This is a genomic window from Micromonospora fiedleri, from assembly GCF_016774385.1.
Lineage (GTDB): Bacteria > Actinomycetota > Actinomycetes > Mycobacteriales > Micromonosporaceae > Micromonospora > Micromonospora gifhornensis.
Genome location: NZ_JAETXL010000011.1, coordinates 181413 through 201121 on the forward strand (window position 1 = coordinate 181413; position 19709 = coordinate 201121).

Sequence of the window (19709 nt, forward strand, 5' to 3'; positions counted from 1 at the left end):
TCTGACGATGGAACCGACTGCGCTGCCCCTGGCGGCACGGGACTACCTCGATCCACTTGCGGCGGAGATGGCCGCGTTCGAGGCGATCGCCCGCAAGGCCGACCTGTCGGTGCCGATGCCGGCGCAGGTGAGCCGCTACTGGCAACTGCGGGATCTGGTGGCCCACCTCGGCGGCATCCACCGGTGGGCGGTGGAGAACATCCGTACCGGCAAGCGGGCCCGGCAGGTGCCGAAGCCGGACGACGACGCCGACCTGGCGGACTGGTACCGCGCCGGAGCGGATCTGCTGCTCGACGAGCTGGCCCGGACCGACCCGGACGCGCCCTGCTGGAATTTCAGCACCGTGCCCCGAGCCGCCGGTTTCTGGTTCCGGCGGCAGTTCCACGAGACTCTGATTCACGGACGCGACGCCGACCTGGCCCTGGGCGAACTGCGACCGGTGCCGCAACTGCTGGCCGCCGACGGCGTGGACGAGGTGCTGCGGGTGATGCTGGCGGTCGGACACCGTTGGGACGGCAAGCCGGTCACCACGCTCACCGGCCCGGTGAGCGTGGAGCTGTCCGACACCGGGCACCGGTGGGTGCTGACCCCGTCGGGCAACCGGGTTCCGGCGGTCAGCGGCCCGAGGGCTGCTGCGGTGGACGAGCCGGTGGCGGTGGTACGCGGACCGGCCGAGCAGGTGCTGTTGCTGCTCTGGCAGCGGTTGCCGTTCGCGGACGGGACACACCTGGTCAGCGGTGACACCGACCTGGTGCAGCGGCTGCTGAAGAGTCAGATCACGCCGTAGCCTCAGACCCCGAGGCCACCGCTGACCACCAGTTGGGTCCCGGTCACGTGCCGGGACTCGTCACTGGCGAGATAGAGGATCGCCGCCGCCGCGTCGTCGGGGGTGCCGAGTTCACCCATCGGCACCCGGGCCAGGTACGCGGTGCGGGCCCGGTCCACGTCCGGATCGAACAGGGCGAGCACCCGGTCACCCAGGTCGGTCTCGATGAGTCCAGGGTGCACCGAGTTGCACCGGATGCCGTACCGGCGCCAGGCGCAGTGCACCGCCACGGACTTGGTGAGCTGGGTGATGGCGGCCTTCGCCGCGCCGTACGCGGTGAACAGCGGGGTGGACATCAGCCCGGCGGTGCTGGAGACGTTGACGATGCTGCCGCCGCCGTTGGCCCCCATCACGCGTACCGCGGCGCGGCAGCCGAGCATGACGCTGTCCAGGTTGACCGCGAGGATGCGCCGCCACTGCTCCAGTTCCACCTCCTCGATGTCCTGGGCCTGCTCGTCGCCGATCCAGCCGGCGTTGTTGACCAGGATGTCGAGGCGTCCGTACCGGGCGACGACCGCGTCGACGACCCCGTCCCAGCGGTCTTCGTCGACCACGTCCTGAGGCAGGTACCAGGCGTTCCCACCGAGCCGTTCGACCGCCTCGGCGCCCCGCTCGGGGTCGCGGCCGGTCACCACGACGGCCTGCGCGTCGTGCCGGGCGAACAGCTCGGCGGTGGTCAGGCCGATGCCTGCGGTACCGCCGCTGATCAGGCAGACCTTGCCGGCCAGCCGCATGGGTGCCTCCCTCGTCACGATCCCGCGCCGTCGAGCAGGCGCTGCACCTCGTCGTCGGTCATCGACTCCACCCGCGCCAGCACGTCGTCGAGCAGCCGATCGTCGACGGCCTGCGGGGCCAGGCCCTGCCGCACCTCGGCGGCGAGCGTGGCGAGCGTGGGGCGCTGGAAGTAGCGCAGGGCGTCGATCTCGACGCCGAAGGCGAGCTGGGCCATGGCGACCAGCCGGATCAGCATGACGCTGTCGCCACCGACCTCGAACAGGTCGTCGTCGGCGGTCACCGGTACGCCCGGCAGCACGACGGCGTAGCACTCGTCGCGCAGTCGGCGCAGGACCTGGTCGTCTCCGGTGTCGCCGGTCCGGTTTTCGGTGTCCACCCGCACCCCCTGATCAACCAAGCAACAACTAGACTATTGACTACAGTTATATCGTGAGTCAAGGCTCAAGTTCGGAGGCGACGCATGACCATGGAGTCCGATACGGAAGCCCTCCGGCGGCGACTCGACCACCTGCCGCCCGACCGGCGCAGGGCGCTGGAACGGGTGCTGCGCGCCCGCGCCGAGCCGCCCCGGTCGACCGCGCCGCTGGCCCCCCGGCCCGACCCGGACGCGCCGGCACCGCTGTCGTACGCGCAGGAGCGGCTCTGGTATCTCGAACAGCTCTACCAGCGGCGCGACATCTTCGCCTTCCCCACCGCCAGCCGCCTGCACGGGCCGCTCGACCTGGCCGCGCTGCGCAGCGCCTGCGCCGACCTCGCCGCCCGACACGACTCGCTGCGCACCATCGTCACCACGATCGACGGCAGGCCCGCCCAACAGGTCCTGCCGGTGGGCACGGTGGACTTCGCACTCGTCGACCTCACCGGCGCCGACCCCGCCACCTGTGCCGAGCGGGCCAGCGCCGACGCGCTCGCCGGCTTCGACCTCGCGACGCAGCCGCCACTGCGGATCCGCCTCTACCGCCTCGCCGACGACGACCACGTCCTGGTCGTCAACCAACACGTCGCCGTCGCCGACATGCCGTCCCGGGCGATCCTGCTGCGCGATCTGTGGAACCGGTACGAGGCCGCCGCGTACGGCAGCGCGCCGCCGCTGCCCACCCTGCCGATCCAGTACGCCGACTTCGCCGTCTGGCAACGCGACCGCCTCGACGGCCAACGGCTCGACCGGCTGCTCGACTACTGGCAGCAGCACCTGCGCGACGCGCCGCACAAGCTCGCCATCCCCACCGACCGGCCCCGCCCCGCCCGGCACGAGGGCGCCGGACGGTTCTACTACGACACCGCACCCGACGGGCTGGGTGAGCGGGTCCACGAGGCCGCGCGGGCGTGGCGCACCACCCCGTCGGTGCTCCTGCTCGCCTGCTACCGCCTCCTGCTGTGGCAGTACAGCAGCCAGGAGGACATCGTCATCGGCGTCCCCAAGAGCGAGCGCGCCCACCCGGAGACCGAGCACCTCATCGGCTACTTCGTCAACGTGCTGCCGCTGCGCTCCCAGGTACGCGAGACCGACACCGCCCGGCAGGTCATCGCCCGCGAGCACGCCCACGCCCTCGCCGCGTACGCCCGGCAGGAGCTGCCGTACGAGCGGGTGGTGCGTGACGTCAACCCGGTCCGCGAGGCCGGTGTCCCGCCGCTGTACCAGGTCTCCTACTCCTACCTGGCCGACGACGGCACCGGGTTGCCGCTGGCCCCCACCGGCCTGCGTGGCGAGCCGTTCCCGCTGCGTTCCGAGGGCACCGAGTACGACCTCGGCGTGAACGTCCTGCACGGGGCGCAGCTCGGCGCGCAGTGGCCGTACAACGACGACATCTTCGACGAGTCGACGATCGTCACCCTCGCCGGGCAGTTCTGGGCGCTGGTCGCCGCCGTGGTCGACGACGTCGACACCCCGGTCACCGCGCTGCCGGTGGTCCACGAGGCCCGCACCGCCCCGACCGTCGCAGCCGGTGACGGCGCTGCCTCGGGTCGGCGTACCCCGGTCGGCTCCCCGCTCTCGACGATCCCGGCGGCCGCCGCTGTCCTCGGGCCGATCGGTCGGCTGCTCAGCACCGCACCTGCCGGCAGCGCCCTGGCCGATGTGGACGCCGCGCTGGCCCAGGCCACCGGCGCCGAGCTGATCCGCGTCCCCGACGACGGCAGCGACCTGGCCGCGCTCGTGGACCGGCTGCGGCCCGGTCTGCTCAGCGCCACCGTGCCCCTGTTGGCGCGACTTCCCGCAGGCTGGCGGGCCCCGCAGGGCTGCGCCCTGCTGGCCGTCGGTGACCTGCACCGCGCCGCCGCCGCGCGGCTCGCCGCCCGCGCCGAGGTGGTCTGGTACGGCTGCCTGCGCGCCGGGGGCGGCCTGGCCACGGTGGGTCGGCTGTCGGTCGGCCCGCAACGCGTCGACGCCGGCCGACCGCTCGCCCCGCTGCGGGCGTGGACGGCCCACCCGTCGGGCCGCCCGCTACCGCAGGGCGCCTTCGGCACCCTGCACCTGGGCACCACCGACGCTGCGCACGGCGAGCCGACCCGCTGGTACGCCCGGATCCGCGCCGACGGCCGCGTCGAACTCGTGGGCCGGGCCGACGAGCGGACCGTCCTGCGCGGGGTGCCCCTGCATCCGGGCGAGATCACCGACCTGCTGGTCGAGTGTCCCGGCGTACGGGACGCTACGACGCTCACCACCGCGGACGGCACCGGGCACGCGTACCTGGTGCTCGACGGCACGGCCGACGTGTCGCAGGTACGGCAGCGGTTGGCGCAGCGGCTACCGGGCTTCGCCGTGCCCGGGTTGACTGTGCTGCCCGCACTGCCGTACACCGCCGACGGGTACGTCGACCGGGCGGCGCTGCCCGCACCCACCGCCGACGGACGCACCGGCGGCCGGGCGCCGTCCGGCCCCGTCGAGCAGGTCGTCGTCGACGCGTGGCGTGACCTGCTGGGTCGGGCGCCCACACAGGTCGACGACAACTTCTTCGACCTCGGTGGGCACTCGCTGATGTTGCAGCAACTGTCGGCCCGCCTCTCGGAGGCCTTCGGCGGCACGGTGCCGCTGATCGAGCTGCTGGAGCATCCGACGGTGGCCCAGCAGGCGCAACTCGTCACCGAACTCGGCCTGGCCGAGGATCCGGCATGACCGGGTTTCACGAGCCGACCGGGTTGCACGAGCCGGTGGCGGCCATCCTGCGCGACGAGGTCATCGCCGCCGTCCTGCCCGGACTCGACGTGCAGCCCACCGTGAACCTGTTCGAGTCGGGTGCCGACAGTCTCGCCCTGATCCGGCTGGTGAACCGCGCCAACCGGGTCTTCGAGGTCGAGGTGGACGCCGCCGCCTTCTTCCAGCAACCCACCAGCGACATGCTGACCCGCCTGGTGGTGGACCAACTCCAGGGCGGAACCGGTCAGGGAGACCCGCAGTGAGCGGCCCCGACACCGACCCGCGACATGGCATGAGCGTGGCCCACCGGCGTTACGTCTCCCGGGCCGACGTCCGGTACGCGGGCGACCTCGTCAACGGCGCGTACGCCCTGGCCGGGTTCGGCGACGCGGTCACCGAACTCGCCATCCGGACCGACGGCGACGAAGGGCTGCTCGCCGGCTACCGGGCCGTCGAGTTCCACGCGCCGATCCGGGCCGGTGACGTCGTCGAGTTCACGGCCACGGTGACCCGGGTGCGTACCCGGTCCCGGACCGTCGCCCTGACCTGTTCGGTGCTCTGCCGGGCCACCCCCGAGCGGGGGGTCACCGCGGCGCAGCCGCTGGATCCGCCGGTCGTCGCGGTCACCGCCGAGGCCACAGTGGTGGTACCGCCGGCGGGCTGACCGTTCACCTGCGCACATCGGGCACCTCCGCCCCCGAGGGTGGAGGTGCCCGACGGTTGTGCGCTACACCTCGTCCAGGCGTTGCCGCAGCGCCGCGCCGATGTGCGCCAGCGGGGCGGGTTCGGTCATCGACCAGTGGTCCGCCGCCACGTCGACCCGGGTCACCCCACCGCCCACGTACGGCTCCCACACGTCGGCGGTGGGCGCCTGCTCGGGTCGGCCCTCGGTGGCGGTGACGAAGAGCAGGTCGCCGTCGTAGCGGCGGGGCCGGTGGTGGCGCATCGCCTCGACGTGCCCGGCGGCGGCGCGGGCGATCCCGGCGATCTCCGCGGTCCGCAACTGGGCCAGCGCCGGGTTCGCCTCCCGGACCAGCCGGGCGAGTTCCTCGTCGTCGGGCAGTACCGACCGGGTGGGATCGGTACGGCGAAGTTCGGGGTCACCGGTGAGCACGCCGAGCACCTCGGCCGGAGTGGGCGGCTGGGCCGCCGGACCCTGCTGCGGCACCGGGTAGGCGTCCAACAGTGCCAGCACCCCGACCTGCTCGCCCCGCTCCCGCAGCCGGACCGCGATCTCGTGGGCCACCAAACCTCCGAAGGACCACCCGAGCAGGTGGTACGGCCCCTGGGGCGCGACCGCGCGGATCTGTTCGAGGTACCGCTGGGCGAGAGCCGCGACGTCCGACGCCGAGTCCGGATCGGTCAGCAGCGGCGACTGGAGGCCGTACAGGGGCCGGTCGGACTCCAGGTGCCGGGCGAGTCCCGCATAGCCCCAACTGAGCCCGGTGAACGGGTGTACGCAGAACAGCGGCGCACGGTCACCGGTGGTTCGCAGCGGCAGCAGGACGTCGAGGCCACCGTGCTCGGAGGCGTCGGAGAGCAGCCCGGCGACGGTGGGAGTGACGAACACCGACCGGACGCTGAGCTGCCGTCCGGTGGCCGCAGCGATCCGGTTGACCAGCTGAACCGTCAGCAGGGAGTGACCACCCAGGTCGAAGAAGTTGTCGTCGATGGTGACCTGGTCGCGGTGCAGCAGTTCGGCGACGATCCCGCAGGCGATCTCCTCGTCACGGGTACGCGGTGCTCGTCCCCGGCCTCCGTCCCGGCCGGGTGCGGGCAGCCGGGACCTGTCGAGTTTGCCGCTCGCCGACAGCGGAAGCCGGTCGAGCAGGACGAGGCGTTGCGGCACCAGATGCGCCGGTAGCACGTGGCGGGCCTCGTCGCGCACCTCGGCGACGAACTCCGCCTCCGTACGGGGGGACCCGACCTGCGCCGGGGGCGCGGACCGCGACGGGTGGTCGGGGCGGACGGCGTGCAGGCTGACCAACCCGGTGCCCGCGAGCAGGTCCGGCGTGTGCCGGGTGACCGCGAAGCCGTGCCGGGTCAGCAGGTCGCCGACCTCGTCGGCGCGCGGGCCGGTGCTGTCGGTCTCCACGAGCACCTGCCGGATCAGCGGCCAGTGCTCGTCGCGGATTCCGCGCAGCACGTCGAGTTCGCTGCGCTCGACGTCGACCTTGAGCAGATCGATACGCGACACGGCGGTCTCGTCGATGACGGCGGACAGGGTGCGCAGCGCGACGGTCACCCGCTCCGGTCGCAACCGCTCGTCCCGCAGCTCGGGCCAGTCCGGACTGTCCGCCGACACCCCTTCGTGCCCCTCCATGACGCGGGCGTCGGCTGCCGTGTCGGCGTACCGGCCCGACATGATCGACAGGTGCGGGTAGTAGGTGAAGTCGACATCGCCCTCGGTCTCGCCGAGCCCGTGGGCGAAGGTCTGCGCCGCCAGTCCGTACAGGGCGGTGTTGGCCGCCAGCATCCGGTGCAGGGCGGGCACCGGCTCGAAGGCGTACGTCACGGCATCCGGGTGTGCGCGGTGCAGGGCGAGGCTGAACATGCCGATGTGTGCGCCGACGTCGAACACGCACGCGTCGGCGGGCAGGTCCAGACGTGCCGGTGCCACCGGGCCGTCCTCGAACAGCTCCCGGTACAGGAACTGGGTGGTGGCCCGGTCCGGGGCCACGACCGCGGTGCCGTCGGGGAGGGTCTGCCACGGCAGTGACCCGGTCGCGCGCAGCGTCGCCAGGCGGTGCAGCAGCGGTTCCGCCGTCGGGTCCGGCACGAGGTGGCCGACGAGTTGGGCGCCGCCGTCGGGGGCGGGGTGGGCGGCGACCGCGGCGGACGCCACGCCGGTGTGCCGGGTGAGGGCCTCCTCCACCTCCTGCGGCTCGATACGCAGGCCACGGATCTTCATCTGGTCGTCGACCCGCCCCAGGAACTCCAGCGCGCCGTCGGCCCGCCACCGGGCGAGGTCACCGCTGCGGTACATCCGGGCACCGGCCGGACCGTAGGGGTCGGGCAGGAACCGCTGGGCGGTCAGGCCCGGTTGGTGCTGGTAGCCGTCGGCGAGCTGGCGACCGGCGAGGTACAGCTCGCCGGTGACACCGATGGGCAGCGGATTCAGCTGGTCGTCGAGGACGTAGAGGCGGGTGTTCCAGACCGGTCGTCCGATCGGCACCGGTCCCGGGTCGTCGGCACGGCACTGCCAGGCACTGACCTCGACGGCTGCCTCCGTGGGCCCGTACAGGTTGTGCAGTTCCGCGTCGAACAGCTGGTGGAAGCGCCGCTGGACCGCGGTCGGGAGCTCCTCCCCGCTGACGAAGACCCGCCGCAGGCCGGTGCAGGTCGCGGCGGCGGGCTCGGCCAGGAACGTCCGCAGCATCGACGGTACGAAGTGCACGACGGTGACCGCGTCGTCGCGGATGCGTGCGGCGAGGCGACCGGGATCGGCCTGCTCCCCCGGTGCGGCGAGCACGAGCGTGGCACCGACCTGGTGCGGCCCGAAGAACTCCGGCACCGACACGTCGAACCCGGCCGGGGTCTTCTGCAACACCCGGTCGGTGGCGTCGAGCGGGTAGTGGTGCAGCATCCAGGCGAGCCGGTTGACGATCGCGTGGTGTGACACCACGACCGCCTTCGGCCGCCCGGTCGACCCGGAGGTGTAGATCACGTACGCGGGGTGCCGGGGGTGCAGGTCGCGCGCCGGCGGGGTGGCGGGCCGGGTGGCCAGCTCGGCGCGGGTCTCAGGATCGTCCAGGACCACGACCGGTACGCCGAGGTCGGGGAGTTCGGTGTCGCCGGTGGTCAGCACGACGGTCGGCCGACTGTGCCGCACCGCGTACCGCAGCCGCTCGGCCGGATGGTCGGTCTCCAACGGCAGGTACGCCGCACCGGCCTTGTGCACGGCGTAGAGGGCGACGATCAGCTCGACCCGACGGGGAATCGCCACCGCTACGATCCCGCCGGGGGTCACCCCGTGGGCGAGAAGATGATGCGCCAGCCGGTTCGCCGCCTCGTCGAGCGTCGCGTAGCTGACGGTACCCGTGTCGGCGACGACGGCGGTGGCCTCGGGGCTGCGCTGCACCTGCGCCTCGAACAGGTCAGGCAGCACCGTGGCGGGTACGGGTCGGTCGGTGCGGTTGAACTCGTCGAGCACTCGTGCGCGTTCACCCGGCAGGAACAGGTCGATGGCGTCCAGCGGCTGCGCCGGATCCCGGCTGACCGCGTCGAGAAGGTGGACCAGCCGCTCCCCCAGCCGCGCCACGGTGTCCCGGTCGAACAGATCGGTGGCGTACTCGAACGAACCGAGGATGCCGGCGGGTCGCGCCTCGGTGTAGCTCTCCTCCGCGCCGAGCACCAGGTCGAACTTGGCCACGTGCAGGTCGACCAGTTCCGCGGTCACGGTGACGTCGCCCAGCGGCGGCAGGCCGCCCGCCCCGCCGCTGTTGACCTGGAGCACCACCTGGAACAGGGGGTGGTGCCCGGCGGCACGCGGCGGGTTGAGCGCCTCGGCGAGCAGCTCGAAGGGCAGATCCTGGTGGGCGAAGGCGGCGAGGTCGGTGTCGCGTACCCGGGTCAGCAGTTCGGCGAAGGTGGGGTTGCCGGCGGTGTCGGTGCGCAGCACCAGGGTGTTGACGAAGAAGCCGACGAGGGCGTCGAGGTCGGCTTCGGCCCGACCGGCGGTGGGGGCGCCCACCGGAATGTCGGTGCCCGCGCCGAGGCGGGTCAGCAGGGCGGCGAACGCGGCTTGGAAGAGCATGAACATGCTGACGCGGTGGCGTCGGGTCAGGTCGAGCAGGCGGGCGTGCAGCTCGGCGTCGATCGGGAAGGTGAGCAGGTCACCCCGGTAGCTGGCGACCGGGGGCCGGGGCCGGTCGGCGGGCAGTTGCAGCGCCGCCGGCAGCTGCGCCAGCGTCCGCTTCCAGTAGGCGAGCTGCCGCCCCAGCGGGCTGTCGGGGTCGGTGACCTCGCCGAGCTGCGCCCGCTGGCGCAGGGTGTAGTCGGCGTACTGCATGGGCAGGGGCGACCAGGTCGGTGCCGACCCGTCGCGGCGAGCCGCGTAGGCGGTGCCCAGATCGGTCAGCAGCGGCAGCAGGGAGAGCCCGTCGCTGGCGATGTGGTGCAGGACGATCATGAGCACATGCTCCTGCGGCCCGGTGGGCAGCAGCCACGCGCGGACCGGCAGGTCGACGGCGAGGTCGAAGACGGTTGCGGCGGCGTCGGCGAGAAGCTGCGGCAGCCGTCCCGGCGCGACGTCCGGGCGGATCAGCGGTACGTGGGCGTCGGCCACGACCTGCTGCGTCGGTTCGCCGTCGAACTGCGGATAGACGGTACGCAGCACCTCGTGCCGGCCCACCACGTCGTCGAGCGCCACCTGCAGGGCGTCCGGGTCCAACGGCCCGGTCAGCCGTAACGCCATCGGCACGTTGTAGGTGGCGCTGGGGCCTTCCATCTGGGCCAGGAACCACAGCCGCCGTTGGGCGTAGGAGAGCGGCACCCGCTCCGGGCGTCCCGGCTCGGCAGGCGGGACCGCACCGTCGTCCACGACCTGCGGCTGCCCGGCCGGTACCGCGAGGCCCTGGTCCTCCACGACCTGCGGCTGCTCGGCCGGTGCCGCGAGGTCCTGGTCGTGCGCGCCGCTGCCGCCGTCCAACGTGTGCGCCATTGCGGCGACGGTCGGCGTGTCGAAGATGGTCCGGATCTCCAGTTCGGCACCGAGCCGCTCGCGTACCCGGTTCACCAGCCGCACCACGAGCAGCGAGTACCCGCCCAGGTCGAAGAAGCTGTCGTCGATGGTGACCGTGTCCACCCCGAGCACCTCGGCGAAGAGTTCGCAGAGCACCCGCTCCGTCTCGGTACGCGGTACGCGTCCCTCGGTGAGCTGCGGCGCGGGTAGTGCCGCCTGGTCGATCTTCCCCACCGTGGTCAGGGGCAGTTCGTCAAGTACGACGTAGCTGCCGGGTACGACGCCGGCGGGCAGTTCCCGGGTCAGGTGGGCGCGCAGTTCGGCCTCCCCCGGCACCCGGGACCCGGGAACCAGGTACGCGACGAGCCGGGGACCGCCGGGCAGGTCCGTACGGAGCAGGACGGCGGCCTGGCGTACCTCCGGATGGCTGGCCAGACAGGCCTCGATCTCGGTCAGCTCGATCCGTACGCCTCGCAACTTGACCTGGGTGTCGATGCGCCCGAGGAACTGCAACTGGCCGGTCTCGCTCCACATGCCGAGGTCTCCGGTGCGGTACATCAGCTCACCGGGACGGAACGGGTTCGGTACGAACCGGGCGGCGGTCAGCTCCGGGGCGTTGAGGTAGCCGCGAGCCAGCCCCACACCGCCGACGGTGATCTCGCCGGGCACCCCGACCGGGCTGGGCTTGTCGAAACGGTCGAGCACGTAGACGAAGCGGTTCGGCATGGCCCGACCGATCGGCGGCTGTCCCCGCCATTCCCGGTGCTCGCAGACGTAGTAGCTGCACCCGATGGTGACCTCGGTGGGGCCGTACCCGTTGACGAAGCGACGGCCCGGGGCCCGCCACCGGTTCACCAGGTCCCCGGGCAACGCCTCACCACCGACGAGGATCTTGCGCAGCAGCGGGTAATCCGCCGACGGGATGAGGCTCAGCACCGCCGGCGGAGCGCCCAGATAGGTGATGCCCTCGGCCTCGATCACCCCGGACAGCGAACCGGGGTCGCTGCGCAGCTGCTCCGGCGCGAGCACCAGGGTCGCTCCGGAGGTGAGCGCGGAGAAGATCTCCCCCTCGGCGAGGTCGAAGTTGACCGCGGCGTACTGCAACATCTGGTCGCCGGGTCCGAGTTCGAACACCCCGGTCATCCAGGAGACGAAGTTGGACAGCGCCCGATGTTCGATGAGCACGCCCTTGGGCCGTCCGGTGGAACCGGAGGTGTAGAGGACGTAGACCAGCGAGGACTCGGTGACGGGCGACGGTTCAGCAGGTGTCGGCGCGGTGTCGATGACGGCGTCGATCGCGGCGGCGTCGAGGTCCAACCAGACCGGCTCCCAGCCGGTGCTGTCGGGGAGCCGATCCCGTACCCGGGAGTGGCTGATCACCACCTTGGCGCCCGCGTCGTCGAGCTGGTAGGCGAGCCGGTTGCGGGGGTGGGCGAGATCCAGTGGGAGGAACGCGGCGCCCGCGTTCATCGTGGCGAGGAAGGCGACGACGGTGTCGATGCCACGTTCCAGGGCGACGCCGACGATGTCCTCGTGTCCGACTCCGCGACCCCGCAGGTACCCGGCGAGGCGGTCGGCCCGCTCGATCAACCCGCGGTAGGTGAGCTGCTCGTCGCCGTGGCGCAGCGCGACGGTGCGGGGCGTCCGCGCGGCCTGGGCGGCGATCTGGTGGTGCACCGGTTCCCGCAGGTACGGCCGGCGGGCGCCCTGCCAGGCCTCCAGGACCCGCTCACGCTCGATCGGGGTGAGCAGCGGCAGTTCGCCCAGTACGGTGCCGCTGTTCACCGCCACCGCCTCCAGCACGGTGCACAGGTGCCCCACCAGTCGTTCGATGCGGGGTACGGCGAACAGGTCGGTGCGGAAGTCGGCGGTGATGTGCAGCGCCTCGTCGTCCTCCCGGACGGTCAGCGACAGGTCGAACGGATGCCGGTCCAGCCCGGCGTCGACAAGCGCGGCGCTCACCTCGGGCAGGTCCAGCGCGGCACCGGCAGCCGCCCCGGGCAGCAGCTGCAACCCCACCTGGAACAGCGGGTTGCGCCCGGCTTCCCGGTCCGGACGCACCGCGGCGACGACCTTCTCGAACGGTACGTCCTGGTGGCGCCAGGCACCCAGCACCGTCTGCTGTACCCGGTCGAGCAGTTCGTCGAAGGTGGGGTTGCCGCCGAGATCGGTGCGGAGCACGACCATGTTCACGAAGTGGCCGATCATCTCCGGCAGCTGCGGACGGTGCCGGCCGGTGGTGGTGGTCCCGATGACGATGTCGTCCTGACCGGTGTAGCGGGACAGGACCGCGTCGAAGGCCGCGACGAGGGTCATGAACAGCGTCGCGCCGCGCCGACGGGACAGCTCACGCAGGGCCGGTACCACCGCGCCATCCAGGACCGTCGTCACGCTCTCGCTGCGGTCGGAGGGTACGACGGGCCGGGGGAAGTCGGTGGGCATCGCCAACGTCGGCAGGTCCCGCAGCGTCCGCTGCCAGTAGTCCAGCTGCCCGGTCAGCAGCTCGTCGCCTCGGCTGCGCTGCCAGACCGCGAAGTCGGGGTAGTGCACCCGCGGTACGTCCAGCTCCGGTTCGGTGCCGGTCACCGCGGCCCGGTACAGCTCGGTCAACTCGGCGAGCAGGGTCTGCGACGACCAGCCGTCGACGCAGATGTGGTGCATGGTGAGGGCGAGCAGGTAGTCCTGTGGGCCGAGGACGGCGATCGTGGCCCGGAACAGGGTCTCCCGGTCGAGGTCGAAAGGCCTGTCGACGGCCTCGCGGGCCCAGCGGGCGACAGTGCTGTCGCGGTCGGCTTCCGGGGTACCGGACAGGTCGACGACGGTCACGGCGGCCCCGGCGTCGTGGACCACCTGGACGGGCCGACCGTCCTGGTCGACAACAGTGGTACGCAGTGCCTCGTGACGGGCGACGAGGTCACGCAGGCTGGCGCAGAGTGCGCCGATCTCCAAGCGTCCGCGCAGTCGGAAGGTGGCACCGAGGTTGTAGGTGCTGGTTCCCGGGTTCAGCCGGTCCAGGAACCAGAGGTGCTCCTGCAGGTAGGACAGCGGCAGCGGATGGGTGCCGTCAGGACGTCGCCTGATGAGGTCCTGCTCCGGTTCGGCGAGGCTGCCGGTGAGCCTCCTGAGCACCTTGTCCCGCTCGTCAGCCGGAAGTGAACGGACCCGATCGCCGAAGCTATCCATAACCACCCCGCCTGTTGCATGACTGTAGTCTTCAAGCCGTGACTACAGTAATGTCAACTGCATGCAGCGTCAACGAATCCCCCTCGACCCTCCACCGAGGACGCGCGCCGCCCACCGGACGAGGTTTACCGAGAATCCCACCCGGTGCATATTTACAAGAGTTACGGCGATCAGTAACGATGCATCAGGTAGTGGATCGCCAACACACGGTTGGGAGGTTGTCCGGTGCTTACCCCTCACCTCATCGACTGGCCCTGGTAAACCCACCCATCCGGTGCCGTGCGGGCCACGTTCCATCGGCCCGCACGAGCCCCGGCCAGCACGCCGCAGCGGCACCCACTCGTCCGGTCCGACCGCCCACCAGATGTCACAGTTGTGAACGGCGCGGTCAGCTACACGGTCAGCGGGCTGCACAGCGTCGCTGCGCTCACCATCGTCCTCACCGCCGCCCACCTCTTCCGTCGGCTCGCCCGGTTCGTCGGCCAACCGGGGGTGGTCGGGGAGATCACGCTGGGACTGCTCGCAGGCCCGCTCATCCTGACGCTCGGCGGCGAGGAGGCCCGCCGGACCCTACTTCCCGCCGACGTCCTGACCGTCCTGCACCTCTGCGGTCACGTCGGCCTCGTCCTGTTCCTCGTCGCCACCGCCACCGAACTCACCGCCTCCACAGTGTCCCTGCGGGGTCGGGTGATCGCCTGGGTGACGGCCGGGACGCTGTTCCCGTCGCTGGCAGCCGGCGCCGCACTGACCGGGTGGCTCCTCTGGCAGAACGACCCCGACCTGCGCGGCAGCGCTCCCCGGCCCGCGTTCCTCATCTTCGTCACCATCGCGCTCACCGTCTCGGCGGTGCCCGTCCTCGCCCGCATCATCGCCGACCATCGCCTGACCGGCACCCGCGCCGCCAGACTGTCCCTGTCCTCCGCGGTGGTCGTCGACGCGATCGCCTGGCTGCTGCTCGGCACCGCGGTCGGTCTCGCCGGCACCGGCACCCATGCGGCGTTGACCGCCATCCTGGTGCTCGTCGGCGGGCTCGGTGCCTCGCTCCTGCTCCGCCGTCTGCTCGCCGCCCGTACCGTGCCGCCGGCGCTCGCCCGACACCCCTACCCCGTCGCCGCGGTGATCGCCGTGGTCGCCCTGGTCGCCGCACACGCCACCGAGTCCGGCGGACTGACCGCGATCTCCGGCGCCTTCCTCGTCGGGCTGTGCCTGCCGGCAAAGCAACCCTGGGCGGCGGCAGCCGTCACCCGAATCAACCGTCTCGGCACCGCGCTGCTGCCGGCGTTCTTCGTCGCCACCGGCCTCACCGTCTGGTCCACCGGGGCCACGGCCGTACCGTGGTTGGCGATCACCGTGGCGACCGCCCTCGCCGTGATCGGCAAGACCGTCGGCAGCTACGTCGGCGCCCGCCTGGCCGGCGAGACGCCACACACCGCGCAGCGGATCGGAGTGCTGCTCAACGCCCGCGGCCTCACCGAGATCGCGCTACTGCAGGCCGGACACGCCGCCGGCATCGTGACCGGGCAGCTGTACCTCGCGCTCGTCGTCATGGCCCTCGTCACCACCGCCATGACGGGCTGGTCGCTGCGACTGGTCGACCGCCGCCAGCACCGCAAGGTCCGCAGTGGACAGCTTCCGACAGAGGACAGTCAGCCCCTTGAGGGGCCGAAGGTAATTCACTAGGTTCTATGGATTCGCTTCGACGTCGAGGAGAGTGACACGATCGCACACATCGATCTGGGGGTGCAGGAGTCCGAGTTCCCCGGCATCCGTGGGCCGCTGCGCTTCCGACCGGAGACCGGCCGACCGTTGCTCGACCTGGTCGAGGTGCTGCTGCGCGGACCACACTCCCTCACCGCAGGGGAACGGGAACTGATCGCCGCGTACGTCTCCGGCCGCAACGAGTGCACCTACTGCTGCTCGGCGCACTCGGCCTACGCGGCGGCACAACTCGACGAGGGCATGCCCCTGGTCGACCAGGTTCACGCCGACCCGGACCACGCTCCGATCTCCGCGAAGCTGCGCGCCCTGCTGCGTATCGCCGCCGCCGTTCAGGTCAGCGGACGCGACGTCACCGCCGACCTGGTCGAGGCCGCGCGCACGGAAGGCGCCACCGACCTCGAGATCCACGACACGGTGCTGATCGCAGCGGCCTTCTGCATGTTCAACCGGTACGTCGACGGCCTCGGCACCCTACCGGCAGCCGACCCAGGGTGGTACGCGCAGGCGTCCGAACGGATCGCCACCCACGGCTACCTACCGGTGCTGGACCGCTGAGCCGTACCGGCCATCGTTGTCGACTCGCCGACCGAATGAGGGCATGACGTCATGGCACATATCGACCTGGGTGTGGACGAAACCGAGTTTCCCGGGGTACGGGGGCCGTTGAAGTACCGCCCGGTCACCGGCAAGCCGATGCTGGAACTGGCGGAGACCCTGCTGCGTGGGCCACTGAGCCTGCCGACGGCCGACCGCGAGTTGATCGCCGCGTACGTCTCGGGCCTGAACGAGTGCACCTACTGCTGCTCGGCGCATTCGGCGTTCGCCGCCGCGCTGCTCGACGAGGGCATGTCCCTGGTCGACCAGGTACGCGCCGACCTGGACACGGCACCGATCTCCGCCAAGCTGCGCGCCCTGCTGCACATCGCCGGCGCGGTGCAGCGCAGCGGACGCGACGTCACCACCGAACTCGTCGAGGCGGCCCGCACCGAGGGTGCCACCGACGAAGAGATCCACGACACCGTCCTGATCGCGGCGGCCTTCTGCATGGTCAACCGGTACGTCGACGGTCTCGGCACCTTCGCCCCGAGTGATCCGAAGTTCTACGACGAGACGGCCCGCCGGGTCATCAGCGTCGGCTACCGCAACACCGTCTGAGCTTCCACCGTCCGCTGAGGTCAGTCGACGGCGGTGCTCACCGCGCTCCGGGCGCCCCGGCGTCGCGGGATCGTCGGTCTCGTGGTGGCGGGCTGGCGAGCACCCGCAGTGGTGCCATCAGGCGGCGGATCGTTCCCGGCCGGGTCCGGGCCCGCACCCGCTCCCGCAGCAGCGCCAGCCCGTCGCCGGCCAACTGGTCGAAGGCCCACGGCCGGCCGGCGATGCCGAGCAACAGGGCTTCGGCGCGACCGCGTACCACCGGGCCGCTGCCGTGCGTCCATCCGGTGTCGGTCGCCTCCAGTCGCAGACCGTGCAGCCGGTCGCCCATCGTGTACCCGGGTGACGGCCGGTCGGTCAGGTGGCGGAACGCCACCCGGAGTCGTTCCTCCGGGGTGTCGCGGGCGATGTTCAGGGGAACCCGCATGTCCAGGTCGTGCAGCAGCACGTCGGTCAGGACCGGGTCGTAGCCGGAGCGCGGGATGGTGGTGCGGGAGGCGGCGTACCGCCGCAGCGTCGCCACGATCTCCTCGATCGGCAGGCGGGCGGCGCGGCGGGTCAGCCGGAGATTGAACCGGTCGAAATCGGCGCCGGTGGTGACGATCGCGGCGTAGATCTTCAGTTGGCCGAAGCGCAGGTACGTGGTGAGGTGGGCGGCGACGTCGTGCACCGTCCAGCCAGCACAGAGACTCGGCTGGCGCAGTTGTTCGGCCGTCAGCCCGTCCAGGAGGTCGGCGGCCCGGTGCCGCTCATCGACGATCATGTCGAACACCCGCATGTCGGACAGCGTATTGAGGTCGACCGCTGTCGGCATCCGCGCGCGTGCCGTCCTGACCGGTGGCGACCCACCCCGCCCGACGGTACGGATCGCCGGGCGAGGCAGCGAGGCGGTCGGCGACGGGCGTCGGTCAGTCGAAGTCGGCCGGGCTGAACTCCTTGTGCTCGACCAGGACCAGCCAGTTGCCGGAGTTGTCGCGGGCCACGGCCTCCACCCCGTACGGGCGGTCCGCCGGTTCCTGGAGGAACTCCACGCCCTTGGCCCGCAGGTCGTCGTAGGTCTTGCGGCAGTCGTCGACAGCCAGACCGAGGGCGAACAGACTGCCCTCGTCGCGCGCCCGGGCGAACAACTCGGCCACCTCCGGCGACAGCGGTGGCCCGGGAAGTTGCAGGTGCACCTCCAACTCCGGTTGGCCGGGGTGGCCGACGGTGCACCAGCGGTAGGACCCGTCGCCGATGGTGATGTCGGTGCGCTCGACGAAGCCGAGCACGTCGATGTAGAACGCCTTGGCGGCGTCGATGTCCTTGACGAAAACGCTGGTCAGCGAGACGTTCGTAATCATGAGGGCCAGGCTAGGCCCTGTCGGCGCCGTGGCGGCTTCTCCTAGCTTGCGGCGTCGTCGCGTCGCTCGGCGAGCCCCCACATGAACACGAAACAGCCCGGGATGTGCGGGGTGCCGGCCTGCGCCCACCGGCGCTGGAACTCGCTGGGTGACTCGCCGACGAGTTCGCGGAACCGGCTGCTGAACGAGCCGAGGCTGGCGAAGCCGACCGCATAGCAGACCTCGGTCACGGTGAGGTTGGTGGCCCGCAACAGGTCCTGGGCCCGCTCGATGCGCCGTTGCGACAGGTACGCGGCCGGTGAGAGCCCGTACGTGATGGTGAACAATCGATGGAAGTGATATTTGCTGATGCCTGCGACGGCCGCGACGGCGGCAAGGTCCAGCGCCTCGGTGTAGTGGCGGTCCATGTGATCGCGTGCCCGTCGCAGGTGAACCCGCAGGTCGCCGGGAGCACGGCTCGGTGGTCGGCTCATCACGGGCCAGCTTATGTGACAGGCAACGCGAGAATGATCCGCGTGACTGTAACGAACCAACCTGGTTGTACGCCTATCCCGGGTGTAGACAGGATTCTGATCATGGCGGCGGCGCGCGGGGCGGTTCTGCCGCCCGCCAGGGATCCACAACGTGAGAGGGGGGCTGGTGCGGGGCGAACTGCAACGCATCGTCGACGCCGTCGCCGCCCACGCCGGACGTCCCGCACTGATCGAGGACCGTCGGCAACGGGTCGTCGTGTACAGCGAGCAGAACGGGCTGACCGACGAGGTCCGCCGGGCATCGATCCTGCGCCGGCAGAGCAGCCCGGAGGTCGTCGCCTGGGTACGTGACCTCGGCCTGGCCGACGCACGCGGGCCGGTACGCACTCCTGCCCGGCCGGACCTGGGCATGCTGCCCCGGTTGTGCGTGCCGGTACGGCACCACGAACTGCTACTCGGCTACGTCTGGTTCATCGATCCCGACGGCACCATGACCGACGTCGACCTGACCGCCACGGGGCTGCTCAAGGAACTCTCCCTGGCGCTGTACCGGGAGAACCTGCTCGGCGAACTGGCCGCGCAACGGGAGACCGAGGCGGCCCGTACGCTGCTCGCCGACAGCCCGGAGACCCGCGACCAGGCGGCCCGTGCCCTGCTGGAGGCGGGGATGATCGCCGCCGACGGGCCCCGGACGGCGCTCGTGGCACGGCTGGTCGCACCCGCGCAGCGGCAGCCGGACGAGTTGGCCCGGATCGCGCTGGAACAGGCGCTGGTGGCCGCCCGCCGACGGGCCGGCATCAGGGAGGCCCTGCATCTGATCCGCCACGACCACGGCGTACTGCTGCTACCGGCCGAGCCGGTCGCCGGACGGCCCGCGCCCGAGATCGCCGCCCGCCAACTCGACGAGGACCTGCAACACGTCACCCGCGCACTCGGCTCGGTGGAACGTACCGTGGTCGGCGTCGGTCAGACGCGGGCGCGGCTGGCCGACGCCGCCGAGTCGTACATCGAGGCTTTGCACGCGGCACGGGTCGGTGCGCAACTGCCCGCGCTGGGCCGGGTCGTCTTCTGGTCCGGCTTGGGCAGCTACCGGGCGCTGGCCCGACTCGGCGACCAGCAGCTCACGGTGGCCGACGTGCATCCCGGGCTGGCCCGGCTGCTGGCCACCCCGGGCAGTCAGGTCCTGCTGACCACACTTGAGCGGTACCTGGACCAGGCCGGCAACGCGCACGCCACGGCCGCGCGGCTGCGGCTGCACCGCACCACCCTCTACTACCGACTGCAACGGATCGAGGAACTCGCCGACACCGACCTCAAGGACGGCGACGAGCGACTCTGCCTGCATCTGGGGCTCAAGCTGGCCCGGCTCACCGGGCAGCATCGGCCCGAGGAGTAGACCATCTGCGACACACGTAGCAACCCGGCTCCGAGATCTTCGACAGGTGCCCGATGACCGATGGCG

General features: G+C 71.6%; 14 protein-coding genes. 8 read left to right on the plus strand and 6 right to left on the minus strand.

Annotated features, from left to right (window positions below):
* The first annotated feature begins 7 nt into the window (after nucleotides 1–7).
* Nucleotides 8–787, plus strand: coding sequence for a maleylpyruvate isomerase family mycothiol-dependent enzyme (locus JMF97_RS26675; RefSeq protein ID WP_203224024.1), 780 nt, complete (start codon nucleotides 8–10; stop codon nucleotides 785–787).
* Nucleotides 788–789: 2 nt separating this feature from the next.
* Here JMF97_RS26675 and JMF97_RS26680 read toward each other — a convergent pair whose 3' ends face one another.
* Nucleotides 790–1560: an SDR family NAD(P)-dependent oxidoreductase gene (locus tag JMF97_RS26680; protein WP_203224025.1), complete on the minus strand. Its 771-nt coding sequence runs from the start codon at nucleotides 1558–1560 to the stop codon at nucleotides 790–792.
* Nucleotides 1561–1574: 14 nt separating this feature from the next.
* Nucleotides 1575–1937 (minus strand): acyl carrier protein, encoded by a 363-nt coding sequence (locus tag JMF97_RS26685; protein ID WP_158309506.1) that lies wholly within the window; start codon nucleotides 1935–1937, stop codon nucleotides 1575–1577.
* An 84-nt stretch (nucleotides 1938–2021) separates the two neighbouring features.
* Here JMF97_RS26685 and JMF97_RS26690 point away from each other — a divergent pair, with 84 nt between their 5' ends.
* Genes JMF97_RS26690 through JMF97_RS26700 form a run of 3 tightly spaced genes read left to right on the plus strand, consistent with a single transcriptional unit; the run spans nucleotide 2022 to nucleotide 5361 of the window.
* Nucleotides 2022–4676 carry a condensation domain-containing protein gene (locus tag JMF97_RS26690; RefSeq protein ID WP_203224026.1) on the plus strand — a complete coding sequence of 885 codons (2655 nt, stop codon included), beginning with the start codon at nucleotides 2022–2024 and terminating at the stop codon, nucleotides 4674–4676.
* The gene (locus JMF97_RS26695) at nucleotides 4673–4960 is read left to right on the plus strand and encodes an acyl carrier protein (protein ID WP_203224027.1); all 288 of its coding nucleotides are present in this window, start codon (nucleotides 4673–4675) and stop codon (nucleotides 4958–4960) included. Before JMF97_RS26690 ends, JMF97_RS26695 begins: the two co-directional genes overlap by 4 nt.
* A gap of 29 nt (nucleotides 4961–4989) precedes the next feature.
* Complete coding sequence (locus tag JMF97_RS26700) at nucleotides 4990–5361, plus strand: FAS1-like dehydratase domain-containing protein (protein WP_203224048.1); 372 nt, start codon at nucleotides 4990–4992, stop codon at nucleotides 5359–5361.
* 63 nt (nucleotides 5362–5424) lie between these two features.
* Here JMF97_RS26700 and JMF97_RS26705 read toward each other — a convergent pair whose 3' ends face one another.
* Nucleotides 5425–13509: a non-ribosomal peptide synthetase gene (locus JMF97_RS26705; protein ID WP_203224028.1), complete on the minus strand. Its 8085-nt coding sequence runs from the start codon at nucleotides 13507–13509 to the stop codon at nucleotides 5425–5427.
* A gap of 429 nt (nucleotides 13510–13938) precedes the next feature.
* Here JMF97_RS26705 and JMF97_RS26710 point away from each other — a divergent pair, with 429 nt between their 5' ends.
* From JMF97_RS26710 to JMF97_RS26720, 3 genes are read left to right on the plus strand one after another with little or no spacing between them, the layout of a single operon-like run.
* Nucleotides 13939–15243 carry a cation:proton antiporter gene (locus JMF97_RS26710; protein WP_203224029.1) on the plus strand — a complete coding sequence of 435 codons (1305 nt, stop codon included), beginning with the start codon at nucleotides 13939–13941 and terminating at the stop codon, nucleotides 15241–15243.
* A gap of 39 nt (nucleotides 15244–15282) precedes the next feature.
* On the plus strand, nucleotides 15283–15837 hold the full coding sequence (locus JMF97_RS26715) for a carboxymuconolactone decarboxylase family protein (RefSeq protein ID WP_203224049.1): 555 nt from the start codon (nucleotides 15283–15285) through the stop codon (nucleotides 15835–15837).
* Between the two features lie 51 nt (nucleotides 15838–15888).
* Nucleotides 15889–16437 (plus strand): carboxymuconolactone decarboxylase family protein, encoded by a 549-nt coding sequence (locus JMF97_RS26720; protein ID WP_203224030.1) that lies wholly within the window; start codon nucleotides 15889–15891, stop codon nucleotides 16435–16437.
* 37 nt (nucleotides 16438–16474) lie between these two features.
* Here the strand turns inward: JMF97_RS26720 and JMF97_RS26725 are convergent, their stop codons facing one another.
* The 3 genes from JMF97_RS26725 to JMF97_RS26735 all read right to left on the minus strand — a co-directional run bounded on the left by JMF97_RS26725 (nucleotide 16475) and on the right by JMF97_RS26735 (nucleotide 18247).
* Nucleotides 16475–17212: a maleylpyruvate isomerase family mycothiol-dependent enzyme gene (locus JMF97_RS26725; protein ID WP_203224031.1), complete on the minus strand. Its 738-nt coding sequence runs from the start codon at nucleotides 17210–17212 to the stop codon at nucleotides 16475–16477.
* 130 nt (nucleotides 17213–17342) lie between these two features.
* A complete protein-coding gene (locus JMF97_RS26730) occupies nucleotides 17343–17774 on the minus strand; it encodes a VOC family protein (protein ID WP_013734219.1) in 432 nt (143 codons plus the stop codon).
* 41 nt (nucleotides 17775–17815) lie between these two features.
* On the minus strand, nucleotides 17816–18247 hold the full coding sequence (locus tag JMF97_RS26735; protein ID WP_043721121.1) for a helix-turn-helix transcriptional regulator: 432 nt from the start codon (nucleotides 18245–18247) through the stop codon (nucleotides 17816–17818).
* 151 nt (nucleotides 18248–18398) lie between these two features.
* Between JMF97_RS26735 and JMF97_RS31560 the strand changes: the two genes are divergently transcribed.
* Complete coding sequence (locus tag JMF97_RS31560; RefSeq protein ID WP_203224032.1) at nucleotides 18399–19643, plus strand: PucR family transcriptional regulator; 1245 nt, start codon at nucleotides 18399–18401, stop codon at nucleotides 19641–19643.
* Nucleotides 19644–19709 lie beyond the last annotated feature (66 nt).

What these genes read in the sequence shown, in the direction of transcription:
- JMF97_RS26725 (WP_203224031.1), bottom strand. Translation starts at nt 17,212, where the DNA reads ATGCGGGTGTTCGACATGATCGTCGATGAGCGGCACCGGGCCGCCGAC.
- JMF97_RS26680 (WP_203224025.1), bottom strand. Translation starts at nt 1,560, where the DNA reads ATGCGGCTGGCCGGCAAGGTCTGCCTGATCAGCGGCGGTACCGCAGGC.
- JMF97_RS26720 (WP_203224030.1), top strand. Translation starts at nt 15,889, where the DNA reads ATGGCACATATCGACCTGGGTGTGGACGAAACCGAGTTTCCCGGGGTA.
- JMF97_RS26675 (WP_203224024.1), top strand. Translation starts at nt 8, where the DNA reads ATGGAACCGACTGCGCTGCCCCTGGCGGCACGGGACTACCTCGATCCA.
- JMF97_RS26695 (WP_203224027.1), top strand. Translation starts at nt 4,673, where the DNA reads ATGACCGGGTTTCACGAGCCGACCGGGTTGCACGAGCCGGTGGCGGCC.
- JMF97_RS26690 (WP_203224026.1), top strand. Translation starts at nt 2,022, where the DNA reads ATGACCATGGAGTCCGATACGGAAGCCCTCCGGCGGCGACTCGACCAC.
- JMF97_RS26735 (WP_043721121.1), bottom strand. Translation starts at nt 18,247, where the DNA reads ATGAGCCGACCACCGAGCCGTGCTCCCGGCGACCTGCGGGTTCACCTG.
- JMF97_RS26730 (WP_013734219.1), bottom strand. Translation starts at nt 17,774, where the DNA reads ATGATTACGAACGTCTCGCTGACCAGCGTTTTCGTCAAGGACATCGAC.
- JMF97_RS26700 (WP_203224048.1), top strand. Translation starts at nt 4,990, where the DNA reads ATGAGCGTGGCCCACCGGCGTTACGTCTCCCGGGCCGACGTCCGGTAC.